This window comes from Variovorax sp. 22077 (genome assembly GCF_052044195.1).
Lineage (GTDB): Bacteria > Pseudomonadota > Gammaproteobacteria > Burkholderiales > Burkholderiaceae_C > Variovorax > Variovorax atrisoli.
Genome location: NZ_JBQEQC010000011.1, coordinates 24657 through 44839, shown reverse-complemented (window position 1 = coordinate 44839; position 20183 = coordinate 24657). Strand labels below are relative to the sequence as shown.

Sequence of the window (20183 nt, the reverse complement as noted above, 5' to 3'; positions counted from 1 at the left end):
TTCCGTTTGTGTAGCATTCCCTACACTTTCATGTTGCATTCACTACATCAAAGGTCAATGTAGCAAACGGGCCCGATGCTTGCAATGGTGTTTTCTAGCGGCGTTCATCGGGGTTTCTCCGACCAACGACAATGGAGGGTTCGGAGCCGGCCGGCGGCTTTCGCCCCAAAGGCGTGCGCGCAGGCTCAGCCAACCTCCCCTGTTACCAACCAACTCTTGAGTTCCGTATGAGTGCATTCAGCGAAGAACGCGTCCTGAGCGTCCACCACTGGACCGATCGCCTGTTCACCTTCACCACCACGCGCGACCCGGCCCTGCGCTTCTCGAACGGTCATTTCACGATGATCGGCCTGAAGGTCAACAACAAGCCCCTGCTGCGCGCCTACAGCATCGTGAGCCCGAACTACGAGGAGCACCTCGAGTTCCTGAGCATCAAGGTGGAAGACGGCCCGCTGACCTCGAGGCTGCAGCACATCCAGGTGGGCGACACCATCATCGTGGGCCGCAAGCCCACCGGCACGCTGCTGATCGACTACACGCTGCCGGCCAAGCGCCTGTACCTGTTCGGCACCGGCACCGGCCTCGCACCGTTCATGAGCATCATCCGCGACCCGGACACCTACGAGAAGTTCGAGCAGGTCATCCTGGTGCACGGCGTGCGACAGGTCGACGAGCTGGCCTACCACGACCTCGTGACCGACCACCTGCCCAAGCACGAGTTCCTGGGCGAGATGATCGAGAAGCAGCTGCTGTACTACCCCACGGTCACCCGCGAGGAGTTCCGCAACCAGGGCCGCATCACCGACCTGATCGAGAGCAACAAGCTCACCGACGACCTGGGCCTGCCGCCGCTGAACGTCGAGGAAGACCGCGTCATGCTGTGCGGCAGCCCCGGCCTGCTGGTGGACCTGAAGCACATCCTGGAAAAGCGCGGCTTCAAGGAAGGCAACACTTCCACGCCCGGCGACTACGTGGTCGAGCGCGCCTTCGCCGAGAAGTAATGTCAATGTCGGCCCCCCGGCTTTTCACGCGCTTCGCGCGTGCAACTCCTCCCCCCGAGGGGGAGGCGCGGTCCGCCTTGGGGCGGCCCGGCGGCGACCGCCTGTAATGGAACGCAAGGCTGCCGTCACCAAGCCGCAGCGCCGCACGGGTGTGCGCGAGGCGGCCGCCCAGGCCACGCGCGACAGCATCCTGAAGGCCGCGACCAAGGTCTTCGCCAAGTACGGCTACGACGGCGGCAGCGTGGAGAAGATCTCCAAGGCCGCGAAGTCGTACGACCGGATGATCTACTACTACTTCGGCAGCAAGGAAGGCCTCTTCATCGCGGTGCTCGAAGGCATCTACCAGCGCATGGACGATGCCGAGGCCGCCATCGCGCTCGACACCTCGAGGCCGGTGGACGCGCTCACCGAGGTCATCCGCTTCGTGCTGGGCTACTACCGCAAGAACCCCGAGTTCGTCACGCTGCTGAACACCGAGAACCTGCACAAGGGCCGGCACATTTCGAAGTCGCTGCGCGCGCGCGAATACTCGTCGCGCGCGGTGGCGATCATCGCGGAGATCCTGGCGAGCGGCGCCTCGCAGGGCCTGTTCCGCAAGGACCTGGTGGCGCGCGACATCTACCTGCTGATCGCGTCCACGGGCTACTTCTACACATCCAACCGGCACACGCTCACCGCCTTCCTCGGCGAGCCGCTGGAGTCGCCCGACGCCATCGCGCACTGGGAAGACTTCGTGATCGAGACGCTGCTGCGCACCGTGCGCGCCGACGCCGACGAGCCGCAGGACGAAGAGAACAACTCCACCCCATCCCACGAGGACACATCGAAATGGCAGAAATCGCAACCGGCGGCAAGTCGGGCAAGGTCGTCATAAGGAACATCGGGCTGCTGCTCTCGGGCGACATCGACAAGCCCATCCTCGATGCCGACACCATCGTCGTGAACGACGGCCTGATCGTCGCGGTCGGCAAGGAAAAGGACTGCGACCTCGAAGGCGCCGTCACCGTCATCGACGCGAAGAAGACCTGCGTAGCCCCCGGCCTGATCGACAGCCACGTGCACCCGGTGTTCGGCGACTGGACGCCGCGCCAGGGCCAGCTCGGCTGGATCGACTCCACCATGCACGGCGGCGTGACGACGATGATTTCCGCCGGCGAGGTGCACCTGCCCGGCCGCCCCAAGGACATCCTGGGCCTGAAGGCACTGGCCATCACCGCGCAGCGCGCCTTCGACAACTTCCGCCCCGGCGGCGTGAAGGTGCTGGCGGGCGCGCCCGTCATCGAGAAGGGCATGGTCGAGAGCGACTTCAAGGAACTCGCCGAGGCCGGCGTGGGCCTGCTCGGCGAAGTGGGCCTGGGCTCGGTCAAGGCCGGCTACGAGGCCAAGGAGATGGTGGCCTGGGCGCGCAAGTACGGCATCCAGAGCACGATCCACACGGGCGGCCCCTCGATCCCGGGCTCGGGCCTGATCGACAAGGACGTGGTGCTCGAGGCCGACGCCGACGTCATCGGCCACATCAACGGCGGCCACACCTCGCTGCCCGAGGCGCACGTGTGCGAGCTGTGCGAGAAGAGCTCGCGCGCGATCGAGATCGTGCACAACGGCAACGAGAAGGTCGCCATCGCCGCCGCGAAGGCGGCGCTGGAACTCAAGTGCCCGCACCGCGTGATCCTCGGCACCGACGGCCCCGCGGGCTCGGGCGTGCAGCCGCTGGGCATCCTGCGCATGGTGGCGATGCTGTCGTCCATCGCGAACATCCCGGCCGAGCTGGTGTTCTGCTTCGCGACGGGCAACACCGCGAAGATCCGCAAGCTCAACTGCGGGCTCGTCGAGGTGGGCCGTGCCGCCGACTTCGTCTTCATGGACCGCGCGCAGCATTCGCCGGCGCCGGGGCTGCTCGAGAGCGTGCAGCTCGGCGACATCCCGGGCGTGGGCATGGTGATGATCGACGGCATCGTGCGCTGCGGCCGCAGCCGCAACACGCCGCCTGCGACCGAGATCCCGGTGGTCGTCTCGGGCGCGCACTGAGCGAACGCCCCTCGCCGCCGCCGGCTGGCTTCAGCCGCCGCGGTGCGAGCGGAAGACGAGATAGCGCGCCGACAGGAAGTTGGCGCCCATGCCCGCAACGCTGCCGATCGCCACGCCGAGCGCCGCAGCCCATCGGCCTTCCACCCAGTGCAGCGTGAGCACGTAGGCGCCGTAGTTGAGCACTGCGCCCGCGGTCATGGTCGCGAGGTAGCCCAGGTATTCGCGCCAGACGGAACGGCCGGATGCGGCGCCGGCCGCGCTCGCAGCGAAGGTGTAGCGGCGGTTGAAGGCCCAGGTGGTCGTCGCCGCCGAGAGGAAGGACACCACGCGCGCCGCGTACCAGCCCAGCAGCGGCGCCAGCAGGTAGAGCACCACCACGTCGACCACCAGCCCGATCACGCCGACCACGGCGAAGGCGAGGAACTCGCGGCCGATCTTCATCGCGGACCGCCCGCCGCGCGGGCCGCACGTTCGCGCACGCTGGGAATCGCGAGATAGCTCAGCCGCTTGGCCTCGCGCCGCCCCAGGGTGATGGCCTGCATGATGACGCCGCACACGAAGGACAGCATCGCCGCCAGCATTGCGCCGGTGGCCAGCACCGCGGTGGGGAGCCGGGGCACCAGGCCGGTGTGCACGTAGGTCATGACGACCGGCACGATCAGCACGATCGACATCAGCGCCAGCAGCGCGCCGATGATCGAGAAGAACTGCAGCGGCCGTTCGCTCACGAACAGCTTGCAGATCGTCTTGAGGATGCGCCAGCCGTCGCGGTAGGTCGAGAGCTTGCTCACCGAGCCTTCGGGCCGCGTGCTGTAGGCCGTGGCTTCCTCCGCATAGGGCATGCGCAGCTCGAGCGCGTGCACGGTGAGCTCGGTCTCCGTCTCGAAGCCCCGCGACAGCGCCGGGAACGACTTGGCATAGCGCCGCGAGAACACTCGGTAGCCCGAGAGCATGTCGGTGAGCCCGCCGCCGAAGAGCTGCGCCACCGCGCCCGTGAGCATGCGGTTGCCGAAGCGGTGGCCGGCGCGGTAGGTGTGTGCGTCCTGGCCGTCGTCCACGCGGCTGCCGACCACCATGTCGAGGTTGTCGCGCACCAGGCGCTCGATGAGGCGCGGCGCGGCGCCCGCGTCGTAGGTGGCGTCGCCGTCGGCCATCACGTAAACGTCGGCATCGACGTCGGCGAACATGCGCCGCACCACGTTGCCCTTGCCGCGCAGGGCAACGTGGGTGACCGTGGCGCCGGCCGCGCGCGCCACGCCTGCCGTGTCGTCGCTGGAGTTGTTGTCGAAGACGTGGATGTCGGCTTCGGGCAGCGCGGCGCGAAAGCCCTGCACCACCTGCTCGATGGCCAGCGCCTCGTTGTAGCAGGGGATCACCACGGCGACGCGCAGGCCGCCGCCGACATGGCCGCCGGGGCCTTGCCGGATGCTGTTGGAGATGTCTGCGGCGTCGTTCATGGTGCGGCGGGAAGGATACGGTAGACCCGGCTGCCGTCCTGCTGATATTGCACGGCGAAGTACTTGTCGAAATCGACGCGCGCGGTGAACACCGGCACCACCGTATCGGGCAGCACCACCGCGACGAAGCCCATGCCCGAGAGCTTGCGCGCGAGGTCGCCGCCCGACAGCTTGCCGAAGTCGGTATAGCGCCAGGGCCCGAGCGTGTCGCCCCAGATGGGGTTGGGGCCGTAGTAGATCGCCTCGTTCAGCGCGATCTGGTAGACGCGGCCCTTGGCGGTACGCCGCAGGTAGTCCATGACCGCATAGCCCGGCACGTGCTTGCGCAGCACGGCTTCGCGGGCCTCGGGGGTGGTCGCGATCAGCGCGACCTTGGTGGCCGTCTGGCGCACGGAAACCGCGGCCAGCACCGCCAGCAGCAGCACGATCGCCCAATCGCCCACGCGGGCGGGGGTGCGCGCAGTGACGACTGCGGGAGGCACGTCGGCCGCCGGAGCCCTGGCCCCCGCCAGGCGGCGAAAGCCCGCGACGATCCAGCCGAACACCACCTGCCAGCCGACGGCCGCGATGGCCGCCAGCAGCGGGAACGAGGCCGTCAGGTAGCGCGGATAGCGCGAGGTCACGACCCAGACGATCACCGAGTACAGGCAGAACCAGCCGGCCGCGCGCACGGCGGCGGAGCGCTTCCACAGCGGGCTGAACGGCGCGAAGAACACCGACCACAGCAGCGCGTTGGGCAGCTCGGCATGCACGCGCACGTCGGCCACCTGCTGCACATAGTCGGCCGGCGTCCATTCGGTGAAGCCGAACACGCGCGCGCCGATGGGGTTGAAGGGGTCGCCCGTCATGATGGCGTTGCGCGCGTACCAGTACACGCAGGGCAGCAGGAAGCAGGCGAACACCAGCGCCCAGGCCTTGAGGCTGCGCTCGTGGCGGAAGACGAAGGGCGCCACCAGCGGCAGGAAGATCAGCGCCTGGTACTTCGAGCCGGCCGCCAAGCCCAGGCAGAAGGCCGCGACACCGAGCCAGCGGATGCCGCCGTGCGCCGGCTTGCCGACCTCGGATTCGCGCCACCACCACAGCGCCACGCAGGCCGACAGCACGAAGAGCGCCACGCCCATGTCGATGAGCGCGTTGGAATAGTCGCCGAGCCCCAGCCAGATGGCCGCGCCGATGCATGCGGTGAGCCGGTTGGCGTGCAGCATGCCGAGGCGGTAGATCATCACCACCGACAGCGCGCCGGCCAGCCCGTTGAGGAAGTGCGGCAGCACGTCGTCGCCCAGCTGCAGCGCGCCGGCATACAGCAGGTTGTAGTTGTACGGGAACCAGGGGTAGCGCAGCCAGTCGTGGATGCCCAGCGAGCCCTGCTCCGCGACCTGCCGCGCATAGGGCAGGTGGTACATCAGCTCGTCGAAGGCGATGGGCGGCGCGAGCGGTGCGGCCAGCGCGGGCAGCACGACCAGCGCCAGCGCGATCGCCGCGACGCGCTCGACGTAGCTCCATGGCGCCGCCGGCGGGTTCGCAAGCAGCAGCGCGCGCCGCTCGCGCAGCCATGCAGGCAGCTGGAGCGCCGCGGCCACCACGCCCACGGCGACGACCGCCGCGGTCGCGCCGGTCCTGAAGGCGCCGAAGATGGCCAGCGCCTGGAAGGCGCAGATGAAGATTCCCACGCCCAGGGCCACGGCCATGGCGGCCTCGAGCCCCGCGTCGCGGCGCGGGGGCGGCGCGAGGCGGCCCAGCAGCGCGCGTCCATAGCCCCAGCAGCCCGTCACGAAAACCGCCAGGGCCGCGTAGTGCGCGGCTGCAAACATCAGCTTCTGAATAACGACTCCCGGTGCCGGACGGCCGCGCCGGCCGGCAGGTTCAAAGGTTGGGCGCGAGCAGGCGCTCGAGGTCGGCTTCGCTTTCCTTGCGCCGCGCAGCCTGGTCCTGCAACTGGTCGTATCCGATCTTGCCGACGTTGAAGTACGTCGAATCGGGGTGGCTCAGGTAGAACCCGCTCACGCTGGCGGCGGGCATCATAGCGAGGCTTTCCGTCAGGCTCATGCCAATGTCCGCGCAGTTCAGAAGGTCGAACATGGGCTTCTTCACGCTGTGGTCGGGGCAGGCCGGGTAGCCGGGCGCGGGGCGGATGCCGCGGTACTTCTCCGCGATCATGTCGTCGTTGCTCAGGCCCTCGTCGCTCGCGTAGCCCCACAGGTCGGTGCGCACGCGGTGGTGCAGCGCCTCGGCGAAGGCCTCGGCCAGCCGGTCGGCCAGGGCCTTGAGCATGATGGCGGAGTAGTCGTCGAGGTCGTCGACGAAGTACTTCTCCTTCTTCTCCACGCCCAGGCCGGCGGTGACGGCGAACATGCCGACGTAGTCCTTCACGCCGCTGCCCTTCGGTGCGACGAAGTCGGCCAGGCAGCGGCTCGGGCGCATCACGCCGTCGATCTCGTGTTTCTCGGTCTGCTGGCGCATGCCGTACCAGGTGAGCGCCACCTCGCTGCGCGACTCGTCGGTGTAGAGCTCGATGTCGTCGTCGTTCACCGTGTTGGCGGGCCAGAAGCCCACCACGCCGCTCGCGCTGAGCCAGCGGCCCTCGATGAGCCGCTTGAGCATGCGCTGGCCGTCGGCATACACGCGCACGGCCTCGGTGCCGACGATCTCGTCCTTCAGGATGGCCGGGAAGGGGCCGGCCAGGTCCCAGGTCTGGAAGAACGGGCCCCAGTCGATGTACTTCGCGAGCTCGGTCAGGTCGAAATTCCTGAACACGCGCCGGCCGATGAACTTGGGGCAAGGGGGCAGGTAGTTCGCGAAGTCGATGGGCGTCTTGTTGGCGCGCGCCTTCGCGAGCGGCCACAGGGGCACCTGCTTCTTGTTGGCGTGCTGCTCGCGCACCTTGACGTAGTCGGCGTTGATCTCCTCGATGTAGGCGGCCGCCTGGTCCGACAGCAGCGACTGCGCCACGCTCACGCTGCGCGAGGCGTCGGGTACGTAGACCACGGGGCCCTCGTAGTGGGGCGCGATCTTCACGGCCGTGTGCACGCGGCTGGTGGTGGCGCCGCCGATCAGCAGCGGGATCTTGCGGATGCGGAAGTGGTCGTCCTTCTGCATCTCGCCGGCCACGTACTGCATCTCCTCGAGGCTCGGCGTGATGAGGCCCGACAGGCCCACGATGTCCGCGCCCTCGACCTTCGCCTTCGCGAGGATCTCGTGGCACGGGACCATCACGCCCATGTTCACCACCTCGAAGTTGTTGCACTGGAGCACGACGGTGACGATGTTCTTGCCGATGTCGTGCACGTCGCCCTTCACGGTGGCGATGATGATCTTGCCCTTGGAGCGCACGTCGCGCCCTGCCGCCTCGTCCTGGCGCTTCTCCTCCTCGATGTAGGGAATGAGGTGCGCCACGGCCTGCTTCATCACGCGCGCCGACTTCACCACCTGCGGCAGGAACATCTTGCCCTGGCCGAACAGGTCGCCCACGACGTTCATGCCGTCCATCAGCGGGCCTTCGATCACGTGCAGCGGGCGGCCGCCCTTGGCGAGGATCTCGCGGTAGGCCTCTTCGGTGTCCTGCGTGATGAACTCGGTGATGCCGTGCACCAGCGCGTGCGACAGGCGCTGCGCCACCGGCACGGGCTGCTCGGGCGTGCCGCGCCATTCGAGCTTCTTGCTGTCGTCCTTGGCCGCGCCCTTGGCGCTCTCGGCGATCTCGACCAGGCGCTCGCCGGCGTCGGGGCGCCGGTTGAGCACCACGTCTTCCACGCGCTCGCGCAGCGTGGGCTCGACCTCGTCGTACACGCCCACCATGCCGGCGTTGACGATGCCCATGTCCATGCCCGCCTTGATCGCGTGGTACAGGAACACGGTGTGGATCGCCTCGCGCACCGGGTCGTTGCCGCGGAAGCTGAAGCTCACGTTCGAGACGCCGCCCGACACCTTGGCGCCCGGCAGGTTCTGCTTGATCCAGCGCGTGGCCTCGATGAAGTCGACCGCGTAGTTGTCGTGCTCCTCGATGCCGGTGGCGATGGCGAAGATGTTCGGGTCGAAGATGATGTCCTCGGGCGGGAAGCCCACCTCGTCCACCAGGATGCGGTAGGCGCGCTCGCAGATCTCGATCTTGCGCGCGTAGGTGTCGGCCTGGCCCTTCTCGTCGAAGGCCATCACCACGGCGGCGGCGCCGTAGCGCTTCACCAGCATGGCCTCGTGCTTGAACTTGTCGACGCCCTCCTTCATGGAGATGGAGTTGACGATGCCCTTGCCCTGGATGCAGCGCAGGCCCGCCTCGATGACCTCCCACTTCGAGCTGTCGACCATCACCGGCACGCGTGCGATGTCGGGCTCGCTGGCGATGAGGTTGAGGAAGCGCACCATCGCGGCCTTGCTGTCGAGCATGGCCTCGTCCATGTTCACGTCGATCACCTGCGCGCCGTTCTCGACCTGCTGGCGCGCCACGGCCAGCGCTTCTTCGAACTGGCCGTTGAGGATCATGCGCGCGAAGGCCTTGGAGCCCGTGACGTTGGTGCGCTCGCCGATGTTGACGAACAGCGTGCCTTCGCCGATGGAGACCGGCTCCAGGCCTGAGAGCTTCATGGGAGGCGGCATTGGGGAAGACATGGTTGGACTCGGAGGCAAAAGCGGTTATTCGTGCGCGGGTTGGGGGAGTCTATCGCCCTCGCCTGCGCCGCAGGTGCTGCAGGAGTAAGTCCGATTCATGAAAGGGAAAGTCCGGATCGATCCTGCCCGGTCGGTTTCGCAGAATGAAAAGTGCACGCTCGTTCGTTTTTGCGTGCCCCCAAACCGATCAACCCACAAGGGAGTTCCGATGATTCGACTGGCGAAGAGGATTGCGGCTTCGAGGACAAGGACGACGGACAGCAAGGACGGCACGGTCCGGCGGATGGCCGGCGCGCTGCTCGTGGGCGGCATGCTCGCGCTCGCGCCCCTGGCGCAGACGGCGCAGGCGGCCGGCACCAGCGCGCAGACGGCCTATCCGATCGTGCTGGTGCACGGCATGCTGGGCTTCGACACCATCGCCGGCATCGACTACTGGTACGGCATTCCGGGCGAGCTGCGCGCGCAGGGCGCGAAGGTCTTCGTCGCCGAGGTGGCGGCCACCAACAGCAGCGAGGTGCGCGGCGAGCAGCTGCTCAAGCAGGTCAAGGACGTGCTGGCGCTGACCGGCGCGAGCAAGGTCAACCTGATCGGCCATTCGCACGGCGGCCCCACGGCGCGCTACGTCTCGGGCGTGGCGCCGCAGCTGGTGGCCTCCGTCACCACGGTGGGCAGCCCGCACAAGGGCAGCAAGGTGGCCGACCTGCTGGGCAACACGCTGCCCGAAGGCAGCCTGAGCCGCGCGGTCGTGGTGAGCGCGGTGAACGCCTTCTCCAGCCTCATCGGCATCCTTTCGGGCAACAACACGCCGCAGAGCGGCCTGGGCGCCCTCGAGTCGCTCAACACCGCCGGCTCCGCGAAGTTCAACGCCAAGTTCCCCGACGGCGTGCCCACCACCGCCTGCGGCAACGGGGCCGAGCTGGTCAATGGCGTGCGCTACTTCTCCTGGTCGGGCACGCAGCCGCTGACCAACGTGTTCGACGCCTCGGACTACCCGCTGTCGCTGCTGAGCGTGGTGCACGGCGAGGCCAACGATGGCCTCGCCTCGGCCTGCAGCTCGCACCTGGGCACCTACCTCGGCAGCTACAGGCAGAACCACCTGGACGAGGTCAACCAGATGCTCGGGCTGCGCGACCTGTTCTCGGTGAGCCCGGTGACGCTGTACGTGAACCAGGCGGCGAAGCTGAAGCAGCTCGGCCTCTGAGGAGACGATGCCCCGCAAGCTCCTGTGGCCGCTCGCGACGGCGTTGGTGGTGGCTGCGGGCGCGGCGTGGTGGCTGGCCGGGGGCGAGGAGGCACCGGCTCCCGCGGTCGCATCCGCGGCCCTGCCGGCCGCGTCGTCCGCCCAGCCGGCCGTTTCCACCGCCGCGTCCGGCACGAGCCCCCACGCCCCCGATCCGCTGCTGACGCCCGCCCTGCTGCGCACCTTCGAGCAGATGCTCGACGGCAGCCAGGCCCGCGACCGGGAAGGCCTGATGGCCGAGATGCGCGCGAAGATCGACAGGTACCTGCCGCCCGAATGGCGGGTGCGCGCGCTGGGCCTGCTGGAGCGCTACATCGACTACCGCATCGCGCTCGAAGCGCTGCCCGCGGCCAGCATCGGAGACCCTGCCAGGCTGCGCCGGATCCTCGATGCGCGCGCCGGCATCCGCTCGCGCTACTTCGCACCCGAGGAGGTGGAGGGCCTGTTCGGCGCCGAGGAGAAATTCGACCGCTTCAGCGTCGAGAAGCTGGAGATCGAGCGCAACGCGAACCTCACGCCCGAGCAGAAACGCCAGGCGCTCGTCAAGACCGAGGAAACCTGGCTCACGCCCGAGCAGCGCGCCGACCGCACGGCCTCCGTCGCGCAGCTGGCCGTGGGCGAGCAGACCGCCGCGCTGGAAGCACGCGGCGCCAGCCCGCAGGAGCGCTTCGAGGAACGCTCGAAGCAGTACGGCCACGAGGCGGCGCAGCGGCTCGCCGCGCTCGACCAGCAGGAGCAGGACTGGCAGAGCCGCCTCTCGCGCTACGCGGCCGCCGACGAGGCCACACGGGCGCAGCTGCAGGCCGAGCTCTTCACGCCGCAGGAGGCGCTGCGCCTGCAGGCCGCGCTGGAGATGCGGGCGGCCGGCACAAGGAAAAAGGCGGCCGCGCCGCCTTGATTTCTGTTCCTTCCCGAACGGCGATCAGGCCGCCACCGGCACCTTCGCCGCGGCCGAAGCCGGCAGGCCGAACACGCGGTCGAAGGCCCAGTTGAAGACGAAGGTGTAGACCAGGAAGAACACCACCAGCCCCAGGTCCATCACCAGCGCCTGCCAGAGCGACACGCCCAGGCCCCAGGCGAACATCGGCACCAGGAAGGCGATCAGGCCGCCCTCGAAGCCGATGGCGTGCGCGATCCGGCGGCGCAGGCTGCGTCCGCGCACGGCCTGGCGCGACTCCCAGCGCTCGAAGAGCGAGTTGAAGACCAGGTTCCAGATCACCGCGATGACCGACGCTGCCACCGCCAGGACGCCCGAATGGCCCAGGCCGGCGTCCGTCATCAGGGCCAGCCCGGCGCTGGCGGCCACGATGGCGATCCCTTCATAGAGGGTGATGTAGACGATGCGGCGCTGGATCCCTTGCATGACTTTCTCTCTGTGTTCGTTGATGCGATGACCGGACTTTATTTGTCATCTGCTGATATAAAAAGTTAACTTATTTCAGTTTTACTGATAGATCGGGCGCCATGGCTTTTTCCAGCGACAACGTCGAAGTCTTCCTGGCCGTGATCGACCACGGCTCCTTCTCGGCCGCCGCGCGGGCGCTGCGCCGGGTGCCGTCGGCGGTGAGCATGGCCATCGCCAACCTCGAGGCCGAGCTCGACCTGCAGCTCTTCGACCGCAGCGGCCGCGAGCCCCAGCCCACGGCCGCTGCGCGCTCGCTGGAGCCGCAGGCGCGGCTGCTGGCGTCGCAGCTCAAGCAGCTGCAGGTGCAGGCGCTCGCCCTCACCCAGGGACTGGAAGACCGGCTCACCCTGGCCATCGCGCCCGAGCTGCTGGCCGCCCCGTGGACGGGCCCGCTGTCGGAGCTGGCGCGGGAGCATCCGCTGCTGCAGGTCGAGGTGCTTGCCGCGCCGCAGGCCGACGCGCTGGCGCTGCTGCACAGCGGCCGCGCGCAGCTCGCGCTGGTGTTCGAACGGCCCAGCCTCGACGGGCGCGAGGGCTTCCAGGAAGTGGGCAGCGAACTCATGGTGGCGGTGATGGCGCCCGACCACCCGGTGCTCGCAGCCAACGGCGGCCGGCTGCGCGAGGACCACCTGACCAACACCCGCCAGATCGTCGTGGCCGGGCGCGACCTCGCCACCAGCGACCCGCGATTCGTCTTCGCGCGCCACGTCTGGCGCTCAGACAACGCGTTGGCCGCGCTGAGCCTGATCACCGCCGGACTGGGCTGGGGCTGGCTGCCGCGCAACTTCGCGCGGCCGCACGTGGCGGCGGGTGCGCTGGTCGAGATTCCCTTCGAGAACCTCAGCAATGGACTCGACCTGTGGGTGGACGTGGTGTGGTCACGTGAGCGCCCACTCGGCCTGGGAGCCCAGCATTTCGTGAATCTGATCGCCAAGGGACGGGCCGCGGCGGGCGAGTGCAGCCCCAAGGTCAGCGGCGAAACTGCCGGCCCGACGAGCTAGACGACTGGTCTAATAGACGCTAGAGTGCGGCCCATGAACGCCGCCGCTCCCACCACCGACGTCCGCCAGCACATCCTCGACGTAGCCCATCCGCTGCTGCTGCGAAAGGGCTTCACCGGCGTCGGGCTGGCCGAAGTGCTGGCCGCGGCGAAGGTGCCGAAGGGCTCGTTCTATCACTACTTCGGCTCCAAGGAAGTGTTCGGCGAGGCGGTGCTCGAGGCCTACTTCGGCGAGTACCTCGGGCGCACCGACGCCCTGCTGACCGAGGGTTCCGGCACCGCCGCCCAGCGCCTGATCGCCTATTTCGACGACTGGCTCGACTCCCAGACCGGCGAGGAAGCGCAGAGCCGCTGCCTCGTCGTGAAGCTCGGCGCCGAGGTCTGCGACCTGTCCGAGAGCATGCGCGCGGCGCTGGCGCGCGGCACCCGCGGCATCACCGAACGGCTCGCCAGCTGCATCGAGGCCGGCCAGGCCGACGGCTCGATCAAGGCGATGCCGCAGGGACAGGACGCCCAGGGGGTCGCCGTCGCGCTCTACCAGCGCTGGCTCGGCGCCAGCCTGCTGGCCAAGATCACGCGCGACCGCTCGTCCCTGGACGCGGCGATGCGCGACACCCGGCAGCAGCTGGGCCTGTCTTCGGACCACTGAAGGAAATCACCAGGCGGGAGGCAAACGCGCTCCCGCTTTTTTTCGGCCATCCACTAGACGACTGGTCTATTAACCAAGGAGCCACGCTACATGTCCCAGCCCGCCACTGTCGACACCGTCAACCGCCGCATCGTCCTCGCCGCCCGGCCGCGCGGCCTTCCCACGCCGGAGAACTTCCGCCTCGAGAAAGCCGCCGTTCCCGTGCCCGGCGAGGGCCAGGTGCTGCTGCGCACGCTGCACCTGTCGCTCGATCCATACATGCGCCAGCTGATGGACGAGGTGCCGCCGCTCTACGCGCCCGCCTCGGTGCAGGTGGGCGAGCCGATGCCGGGCGGCACGGTCAACCGCGTCGTCGAGTCCCGGAATCCGCGCCTGCTGCCCGGGGATCTCGTGCTCGGCAACGCCGGCTGGCAGGACTACGCGCTGTCCGACGGCCAGGACCTGATGCCGCTCGGCGACATGGCCCAGCCCTCGCTCGCGCTGGGCGGGCTCGGCATGCCGGCCTTCACCGCCCACGTCGGCCTGCTCGACATCGGCCAGCCCAAGGCCGGCGAGACGGTGGTGGTGGCCGCCGCGACCGGCGCGGTCGGCTCGGTGGTCGGGCAGATCGCCAGGTTGAAGGGCGCGCGCGTGGTCGGCATCGCCGGCGGTGCTCAGAAATGCCGCCACGCGGTCGAGGTGCTGGGCTTCGACGCCTGCATCGACCGCCACGATCCGGAGTTCGCAGCGCGCCTCGCGGCCGCCTGCCCCCAGGGCATCGACGTGTACTTCGAGAACGTCGGCGGCGCGGTGTTCGACGCGGTGCTGCCGCTGCTCAACATCGGCGCGCGCGTGCCGGTGTGCGGGCACATCGCCGACTACAACAGCGAGGCGCTGCCCCCGGGGCCCAACCGGCTGCCGCTGCTGACGGCGGCGCTGCTGCAGAAGCGCATCCGCATGCAGGGCTTCGTCATCCTCGACCACTACGGCGAGCGCTTCGATGCGTTTCGGCGCGAGATGGACGGATGGGTGGAGGCCGGGAAGATCACGCTGCGCGAGGACCGCATCGACGGCCTGGAGAACGCGCCGGCCGCATTCATCGGCCTGCTCCAGGGCCGCAACGTCGGCAAGCGCGTGGTGCGCGTCGCCGGAGATTGAGACGGACGGGCGGTGCCGTCAGTGCCGGTGCCCGCCGCCGTGGCCGCCGCCGCGGCCTTCTCCATGTCCACCATGGCCGCCCCCGCGATGCCCTCCCCCGCCGGGATGCGGATGCGGCATGCCCGGCGGCGGCCCCGGGCGGAACCCCGGCTGCGGGCGCGGCGGCCTGACGCCGGGATCGATCGGCGGACGAACGCCGGGCGGATGCGGCGGCCGGAACCCGGGACCGGGCGGCGGGCGGAACCCCGGACCGGGAGGGCGGAAACCGTGCCCCGGCTGCCACGGATGCGGCTGCCATCCCGGACGCACCGGCGGCGGCGGACGCCAGCCCGCCACGGGCGGCGGGGGCGGCCGGTTGCCCCACCAGCGCCGGTCGCCGTACCACGGCCGGTCGCGGTAGTAGTCGGCCCAGTAGCTGCCGATCGCGAAGCCGATGATCGGCACGCCGATCAGCGCGCCGTACGTGGCCAGCGGCACGCGCTGCTCCTGGTAGGCGTAGTCGATGCTGCGCGCCCAGACCCAGCCGCGCCCGCCGTCGGGCAGCACCACGTCGCACCAGCCGTAGCCGCTCGTGCAGCCGACCACCTCGAGCGGCTGCCCCGGCCCGAGCCGCGCCACCAGCGGATAGTCGCCCGAGGGACCCGCGCGCAGGTTGACCCCGCCGCGCGTGAAAGCCTGCTGCGCCTGCGCCGCGAGCGGAAGCGCCAGGGCCAGCGCGCCCACGGCAGCCCAGCGATGTGCGAGTGAGTTCATCGCCCCAGCCTAGGCCGGGGGCTCCAGCCCGTCAATCAGCGCACACCTGATTCCAGAAACACCGAGGAACCGGCTCCGCCGGCCCGCAGACGTCCCCCCCCGGAAGAAGGCCGCGCAGCGCCATGAGGTGCACGAAGCCTGGAGGAGAGCCAGAAGGAGAGCCAGAAACACCGCGGAACCGGCTTCGCCGGGCCGCAGGTGTTGCCCCCGGAAGGGGGTTGGCGCAGCGACACGAAGTGCGCGAAGCCTGGGGGAGAACCAGCTACGCCGCTTCCTTGTAGAAACCAGCCGCGCTGCTGCCCAGCACCCGCCCGGCCATCGGCTCGACCGCCTTGCCGATCGCCGCGATGTGGTCGGGCGTGGTGCCGCAGCAGCCGCCCACGATGTTCACCAGCCCTTCCGATGCGAACTCGTGCAGCAGGCGCGAGGTGACCTCGGGCGTCTCGTCGAAGCCGGTGTCGCTCATCGGGTTGGGCAGGCCGGCGTTCGGATAGCAACTGATGAAGGTGTCGCCGGCCACGCGCGCCAGTTCCTGGATGTAGGGGCGCATCAGCGCCGCGCCCAGTGCGCAGTTCAGGCCGATGGCCAGCGGCTGTGCGTGGCGCACGCTGTGCCAGAACGCGGTGACGGTCTGGCCACTGAGGATGCGCCCCGACGCGTCGGTCACCGTGCCGCTGATGATGAGCGGCAGGCGCTGGCCGCTGTCGTGGAAGTACTCGTCGACCGCGAACAGCGCGGCCTTGGCATTGAGCGTGTCGAAGATGGTCTCGACCAGGATCACGTCGGCACCGCCTTCGACCAGCGCCGCGGTCTGCTCGTAGTAGGCCGCGCGCAGCTCCTCGAAGTTGACGTTGCGCGCGCCCGGGTCGTTCACATCGGGGCTGATGCTCGCCGTCTTGGGCGTCGGGCCGAGGGCGCCGGCCACGAAGCGCGGCTTGTCGGGCGTGCTGAACTTGTCGCAGGCCGCGCGCGCGAGCCTGGCGGATTCGAGGTTCATCTCGCGCGCGAGATGCGCCATCTTGTAGTCCTCCTGCGCGATGGTGGTCGCGCCGAAGGTGTTGGTCTCGATGAGGTCGGCGCCGGCCGCGAGGTAGCCCTCGTGGATGTCGCGGATCACGTCGGGCCGCGTGAGCGACAGCAGTTCGTTGTTGCCCTTCACGTCGCGCTCGAAGTCCTTGAAGCGCTCGCCCCGGTACTGCTCCTCGGTGAGCTTGAAGCGCTGGATCATCGTGCCCATGGCGCCGTCGAGGATGGCGATGCGCTTGGCGAGGATGCCGGGCAGGGCCTGGCCGCGGGTGTAGACGAGGGGCTTCATAACCTCATATTCTCGCTCGCCCCCAGGCTACGCGCACTTCGTGTCGCTTCTCCTCCCCCCTACCGGGGGCAACGCCAGTCGCCCGGCAAAGCCGGTTCGACGGCGTTCCACCTGAACACCCAAGGCCGTTGACGTCAACGGCCTTCGACGAAGGCCAGCACCGCCTCGATCATCCGCCGCACGTGCGGCTGCACGCCCGCCGCCACCTCGGGCAGGTAGTCGAAGGGCAGCTTCTCCTGCATGTAGCTCGACTGCGTCATCTCCAGCTGCACCGCGTGCACGTTCTGCGCGGGGTTGCCGTAGTTGCGCGTGATGTAGCCGCCGGTGAAGCGGCCGTTGAGCACGCCCGTGTAGCCGGTGGCGCTCTCGGCGATGCCCAGCAGCGTCTGCGCCAGCGCCGGGTCGCAGCTGATGCCCTTGCCGGTGCCCAGGTTCAGGTCGGGCAGCTTGCCGTCGAAGAAGCGCGGCAGCACCGAGCGGATCGAGTGCGCGTCCCACAGCGCGGCCACGCCGTGCTGCGCACGGATGCGGGCGAGTTCCTCGGCCAGCCTGGCGTGGTAGGGCTGCCAGATGGCGTCGCGGCGCTCGGCGATCTCGGCCTCGCCCGGCACGTCGGCAGGGTTCGCGTACAGCGGCGTGTCGTCGAAGGTGTCGACCGGGCACAGGCCCGTCACGCTCTGGCCGGGGTAGAGGCTCGCGCCGTCCGGCGGACGGTTCAGGTCGATCACGTAGCGCGAGTGCGTCGCCACCAGCACCGAGGCGCCCAGCTCGTCGGCGAAGTCGTAGAGGCGCTCGAGGTGCCAGTCGGTGTCGGGCACCTGGCGCGCCTCGTCGGTCAGGCGCGCGGCCAGCGCGGGCGGCACGTGCGTGCCGACGTGCGGCATCGAGATCAGCAGCGGGCGGGTGCCCTGGCGGAAGCGGAAAGGCGGTTCGGCGGTTGTGAAGGCCATGGTGGGGTCGATCAATCCTGGAGTAGTTGGGTGCGCGCGGCCACGAAGGCGGCGGCGGCTTCGTCGTGCAGCGCGTGGCGTCCGGCCGAGACGCGCGGGCGGCCTGCCACCCAGACGCTGTCGATGGCCGAGGTGCGGTGGCTCGCGAAGACGTGGGCGGAAAGCATATCGGGCGCGGACAGTCCCTGCAGCGCGATGTGCGAGGCATCGAGCACCGCGAAGTCGGCCTGCTGCCCTGCCGCAAGCCCGCCCGTGGCGCGGCCCGAGGCCCTCGCGCCGCCCTGCACCGCCTCCAGCGTGAGCGCGGTGGCCACATGCGGCTGCGCCGCGCTGGCGCCGACGTTGCGCTGGCGTCTGGCCAGGCGTTGGCTGTATTCGAGCATCAGCAGTTCCTCTGCCGCGTTGACGCTGGCGTGGCTGTCGGAGCCCACGCCCCAGGCGCCGCCGTGGCTGCGCCACTTGGCGAAGTCGAAGATGCCGTCGCCCAGGTTCGCCTCGGTGGTCGGGCACAGGCCCGCGACCGCGCCGCTGCGGGCCGCGTATTCGTACTCGGCGTCGTTCATGTGCGTGGCATGCACGAGGCACCAGCGCTCGTCCACCGGCGCGTGGTCGAGCAGCCATTCGACGGGGCGCAGGCCGCTCCAGGCCACGCAGTCGTCCACTTCCTTGGTCTGCTCGGCGATGTGGATGTGGATGGGCGCGGTGCGGTCGATGGCCTCGAGCCCCGCGACGGCCTCGCGCAAACCTTCCGGCGGAACGGCGCGCAGCGAGTGCGGCGCGAGGCCCAGTCGCGCGCCCTGCGCGTCGCACTGCGGCTTGAGCGCTTCGAGCAGGCGCAGCATCGATTCGGTGGAGCGCACGAAACGGCGCTGCCCCTCGGTGGGCGGCTGCTCGCCGAAGCCGCCGGTCTGGTAGAGCACCGGCAGCAGCGTGAAGCCGATGCCCGCCTTCTTCGCCGCGCGCAGCAGCGCCAGGCTCAGCGTGGCGTCGTCGGCGTACGGGCGGCCGTCCACGTCGTGGTGCACGTACTGGAACTCGCACACGCCGGTGTAGCCGGCTTCGAGCATCTCGGCATAGAGCCAGGTCGCGATGGCTTCCATGTGCTGCGGGCCCAGGCGCGCGGCGAAGCGGTACATCAGCGTGCGCCAGCTCCAGAAGCTGTCGTGCTGCTCGGCGCGGTGTTCGGTGAGGCCCGCGAAGGCGCGCTGGAAGGCGTGCGAATGCAGGTTGGGCATGCCGGGGATCACGGGGCCGGTGGCGGCCTGCGTGTCGACGGGGCGCTGCGCGCCGGGCTGCACCTGCGTGAGCCGGCCCGCGTCGTCCCACGCCAGCAGGACGTCTTTGGCCCAGCCCTCGGGCAGCAGCGCATCGGCCGCGAAAAGAGTTTGTGTCATGCGTTGCCTCCAATGGCGATGCGCCCCTGCCGCACCACGGTGCGCACGGGCTGCTGTCCGAACCAGTAGGCGAGCTCGGCCGCTTCGCGCACGTTCCACAGCACGAAGTTGGCGGGCATGCCGGGGGCGATGGCGCCGTGCATGTCCTGCAGGCCCAGCGCGCGCGCGGCGTGCACGGTGACGCCGTCGAGCGCCTCGGGCACCGTGAGGCGGAACAGCGTGCAGGCCATGTTCACCATCAGCAGCAGGCTCAGCGCGGGCGAGGTGCCGGGGTTGTGGTCGGTGGACACCGCCATCGGCACGCCCGCGGCGCGCAGCGCGGCGATGGGCGGCAGGTGGGTGTCGCGCAGCGTGTAGTAGGCGCCCGGCAGCAGCACGGCCACGGTGCCCGAGCGGCGCATCGCCTCGATGCCCTCGGCCGACAGGTGCTCGATGTGGTCGCACGACAGCGCGCCGTAGCGCGCGGCCAGAGCGGCGCCGCCCATGTCCGAGAGCTGCTCGGCATGCAGCTTCACCGGCAGGCCCAGCGCCTTCGCGGCCTTGAAGACCTGCTCGGTCTCGGCCAGCGAGAAGGCGATGCGTTCGCAGAACACGTCCACCGCGTCGACCAGCCCTTCGGCCGCGAGCGCGGGCAGCATCTCGTTGCAGACGAGGTCGATGTAGTCGCCACTTCCATTGGCTCGACCCGCGTACTCCGGCGGCAGCGCATGCGCGCCGAGGAAGGTGGTGCGCACCGTCACGCCATAGGCCTCGCCCAGGCGCCGCGCCACGCGCAGCTGCTTGCGCTCGTGCTCCAGGGAGAGGCCGTAGCCCGACTTGATCTCGATGGCGCATACGCCGTCGGCCAGCAGCTGCTCGAGCCGCGGTGCGGCCTGCGCGAAAAGCGTGTCTTCATCGGCCTCGCGCGTGGCGCGCACCGACGAGACGATGCCGCCGCCGGCCTTCGCCACTTCCTCGTACGTGGCGCCTGCCAGGCGCATCGCGAACTCGTTGGCGCGCTGGCCCCCATAGACCAGGTGCGTGTGACAGTCGACCAGCCCCGGAGTGACGAGTGCGCCGCCGCCGTCGTGCGGCTTCAGTCCGGCGAATTCAGCCGGCAGCGCGCTTCGGGCGCCGACCCAGCGGATCGCGCCCTGCGCCACCACGATGGCGCCTTCCACGTTCGCATCGGTGGCGAGGCGGATGCCGCTCCAGAGGCCGTCGGCGGAGGGAAATTCGTTGATGACGGGTTTCATCGTCGTTCCTGTTGTTG

The 20183-nt window shown here is 69.5% G+C and carries 18 protein-coding genes; 8 read left to right on the top strand and 10 right to left on the bottom strand.

Going from position 1 to position 20183, the window contains the following annotated elements; genetic code table 11:
* Positions 1-227: 227 nt before the first annotated feature.
* The 3 genes from ACTJLF_RS17205 to ACTJLF_RS17195 all read left to right on the top strand — a co-directional run bounded on the left by ACTJLF_RS17205 (position 228) and on the right by ACTJLF_RS17195 (position 3029).
* A complete protein-coding gene (locus tag ACTJLF_RS17205; protein ID WP_019658431.1) occupies positions 228-1001 on the top strand; it encodes a ferredoxin--NADP reductase in 774 nt (257 codons plus the stop codon).
* Between the two features lie 106 nt (positions 1002-1107).
* Entirely contained in the window at positions 1108-1875 is a 768-nt protein-coding gene (locus tag ACTJLF_RS17200; RefSeq protein ID WP_126184192.1) for a TetR family transcriptional regulator, read from the top strand.
* Positions 1830-3029 (top strand): amidohydrolase family protein, encoded by a 1200-nt coding sequence (locus ACTJLF_RS17195; RefSeq protein ID WP_132800293.1) that lies wholly within the window; start codon positions 1830-1832, stop codon positions 3027-3029. The genes ACTJLF_RS17200 and ACTJLF_RS17195 overlap by 46 nt, the downstream gene beginning before the upstream one ends.
* A 30-nt stretch (positions 3030-3059) precedes the next feature.
* Here ACTJLF_RS17195 and ACTJLF_RS17190 read toward each other — a convergent pair whose 3' ends face one another.
* From ACTJLF_RS17190 to metH, 4 genes are read right to left on the bottom strand one after another with little or no spacing between them, the layout of a single operon-like run.
* On the bottom strand, positions 3060-3470 hold the full coding sequence (locus ACTJLF_RS17190) for a GtrA family protein (RefSeq protein WP_126184193.1): 411 nt from the start codon (positions 3468-3470) through the stop codon (positions 3060-3062).
* Positions 3467-4486: a glycosyltransferase family 2 protein gene (locus ACTJLF_RS17185; RefSeq protein ID WP_354425823.1), complete on the bottom strand. Its 1020-nt coding sequence runs from the start codon at positions 4484-4486 to the stop codon at positions 3467-3469. Before ACTJLF_RS17185 ends, ACTJLF_RS17190 begins: the two co-directional genes overlap by 4 nt.
* Entirely contained in the window at positions 4483-6297 is a 1815-nt protein-coding gene (locus ACTJLF_RS17180) for an ArnT family glycosyltransferase (RefSeq protein WP_440883575.1), read from the bottom strand. The genes ACTJLF_RS17185 and ACTJLF_RS17180 overlap by 4 nt, the downstream gene beginning before the upstream one ends.
* 52 nt (positions 6298-6349) lie before the next feature.
* Entirely contained in the window at positions 6350-9088 is a 2739-nt protein-coding gene (gene metH, locus ACTJLF_RS17175; RefSeq protein ID WP_080647970.1) for a methionine synthase, read from the bottom strand.
* Between the two features lie 283 nt (positions 9089-9371).
* On the opposite strand from metH, the gene ACTJLF_RS17170 reads away from it, so the two are divergent.
* Both ACTJLF_RS17170 and ACTJLF_RS17165 read left to right on the top strand, forming a co-directional pair.
* Complete coding sequence (locus ACTJLF_RS17170) at positions 9372-10289, top strand: esterase/lipase family protein (RefSeq protein ID WP_019658438.1); 918 nt, start codon at positions 9372-9374, stop codon at positions 10287-10289.
* Positions 10290-10296: 7 nt separating this feature from the next.
* Positions 10297-11226: a lipase secretion chaperone gene (locus ACTJLF_RS17165; RefSeq protein ID WP_440883574.1), complete on the top strand. Its 930-nt coding sequence runs from the start codon at positions 10297-10299 to the stop codon at positions 11224-11226.
* Between the two features lie 24 nt (positions 11227-11250).
* Here the strand turns inward: ACTJLF_RS17165 and ACTJLF_RS17160 are convergent, their stop codons facing one another.
* The gene (locus ACTJLF_RS17160) at positions 11251-11691 is read right to left on the bottom strand and encodes a PACE efflux transporter (RefSeq protein WP_019658440.1); all 441 of its coding nucleotides are present in this window, start codon (positions 11689-11691) and stop codon (positions 11251-11253) included.
* A 101-nt stretch (positions 11692-11792) separates the two neighbouring features.
* Between ACTJLF_RS17160 and ACTJLF_RS17155 the strand changes: the two genes are divergently transcribed.
* From ACTJLF_RS17155 to ACTJLF_RS17145, 3 genes are all read left to right on the top strand, one after another.
* Positions 11793-12734 carry a LysR family transcriptional regulator gene (locus ACTJLF_RS17155; RefSeq protein WP_440883573.1) on the top strand — a complete coding sequence of 314 codons (942 nt, stop codon included), beginning with the start codon at positions 11793-11795 and terminating at the stop codon, positions 12732-12734.
* Positions 12735-12767: 33 nt separating this feature from the next.
* The gene (locus ACTJLF_RS17150) at positions 12768-13382 is read left to right on the top strand and encodes a TetR/AcrR family transcriptional regulator (RefSeq protein ID WP_132800307.1); all 615 of its coding nucleotides are present in this window, start codon (positions 12768-12770) and stop codon (positions 13380-13382) included.
* A 90-nt stretch (positions 13383-13472) separates the two neighbouring features.
* Positions 13473-14519, top strand: a complete 1047-nt coding sequence (locus ACTJLF_RS17145) for an NADP-dependent oxidoreductase (protein ID WP_440883572.1) — start codon at positions 13473-13475, stop codon at positions 14517-14519.
* 18 nt (positions 14520-14537) lie between these two features.
* Here the strand turns inward: ACTJLF_RS17145 and ACTJLF_RS17140 are convergent, their stop codons facing one another.
* The 5 genes from ACTJLF_RS17140 to hutI all read right to left on the bottom strand — a co-directional run bounded on the left by ACTJLF_RS17140 (position 14538) and on the right by hutI (position 20166).
* The gene (locus ACTJLF_RS17140; protein WP_440883571.1) at positions 14538-15272 is read right to left on the bottom strand and encodes an SH3 domain-containing protein; all 735 of its coding nucleotides are present in this window, start codon (positions 15270-15272) and stop codon (positions 14538-14540) included.
* 262 nt (positions 15273-15534) lie between these two features.
* On the bottom strand, positions 15535-16587 hold the full coding sequence (locus tag ACTJLF_RS17135; protein ID WP_440883570.1) for a homocysteine S-methyltransferase family protein: 1053 nt from the start codon (positions 16585-16587) through the stop codon (positions 15535-15537).
* A 134-nt stretch (positions 16588-16721) separates the two neighbouring features.
* A complete protein-coding gene (gene hutG, locus ACTJLF_RS17130) occupies positions 16722-17537 on the bottom strand; it encodes an N-formylglutamate deformylase (RefSeq protein WP_440883569.1) in 816 nt (271 codons plus the stop codon).
* An 11-nt stretch (positions 17538-17548) separates the two neighbouring features.
* The gene (locus ACTJLF_RS17125; RefSeq protein WP_132751837.1) at positions 17549-18931 is read right to left on the bottom strand and encodes a formimidoylglutamate deiminase; all 1383 of its coding nucleotides are present in this window, start codon (positions 18929-18931) and stop codon (positions 17549-17551) included.
* Positions 18928-20166 (bottom strand): imidazolonepropionase, encoded by a 1239-nt coding sequence (hutI, locus tag ACTJLF_RS17120; protein WP_440883568.1) that lies wholly within the window; start codon positions 20164-20166, stop codon positions 18928-18930. The genes ACTJLF_RS17125 and hutI overlap by 4 nt, the downstream gene beginning before the upstream one ends.
* Between the last annotated feature and the right edge of the window lie 17 nt (positions 20167-20183).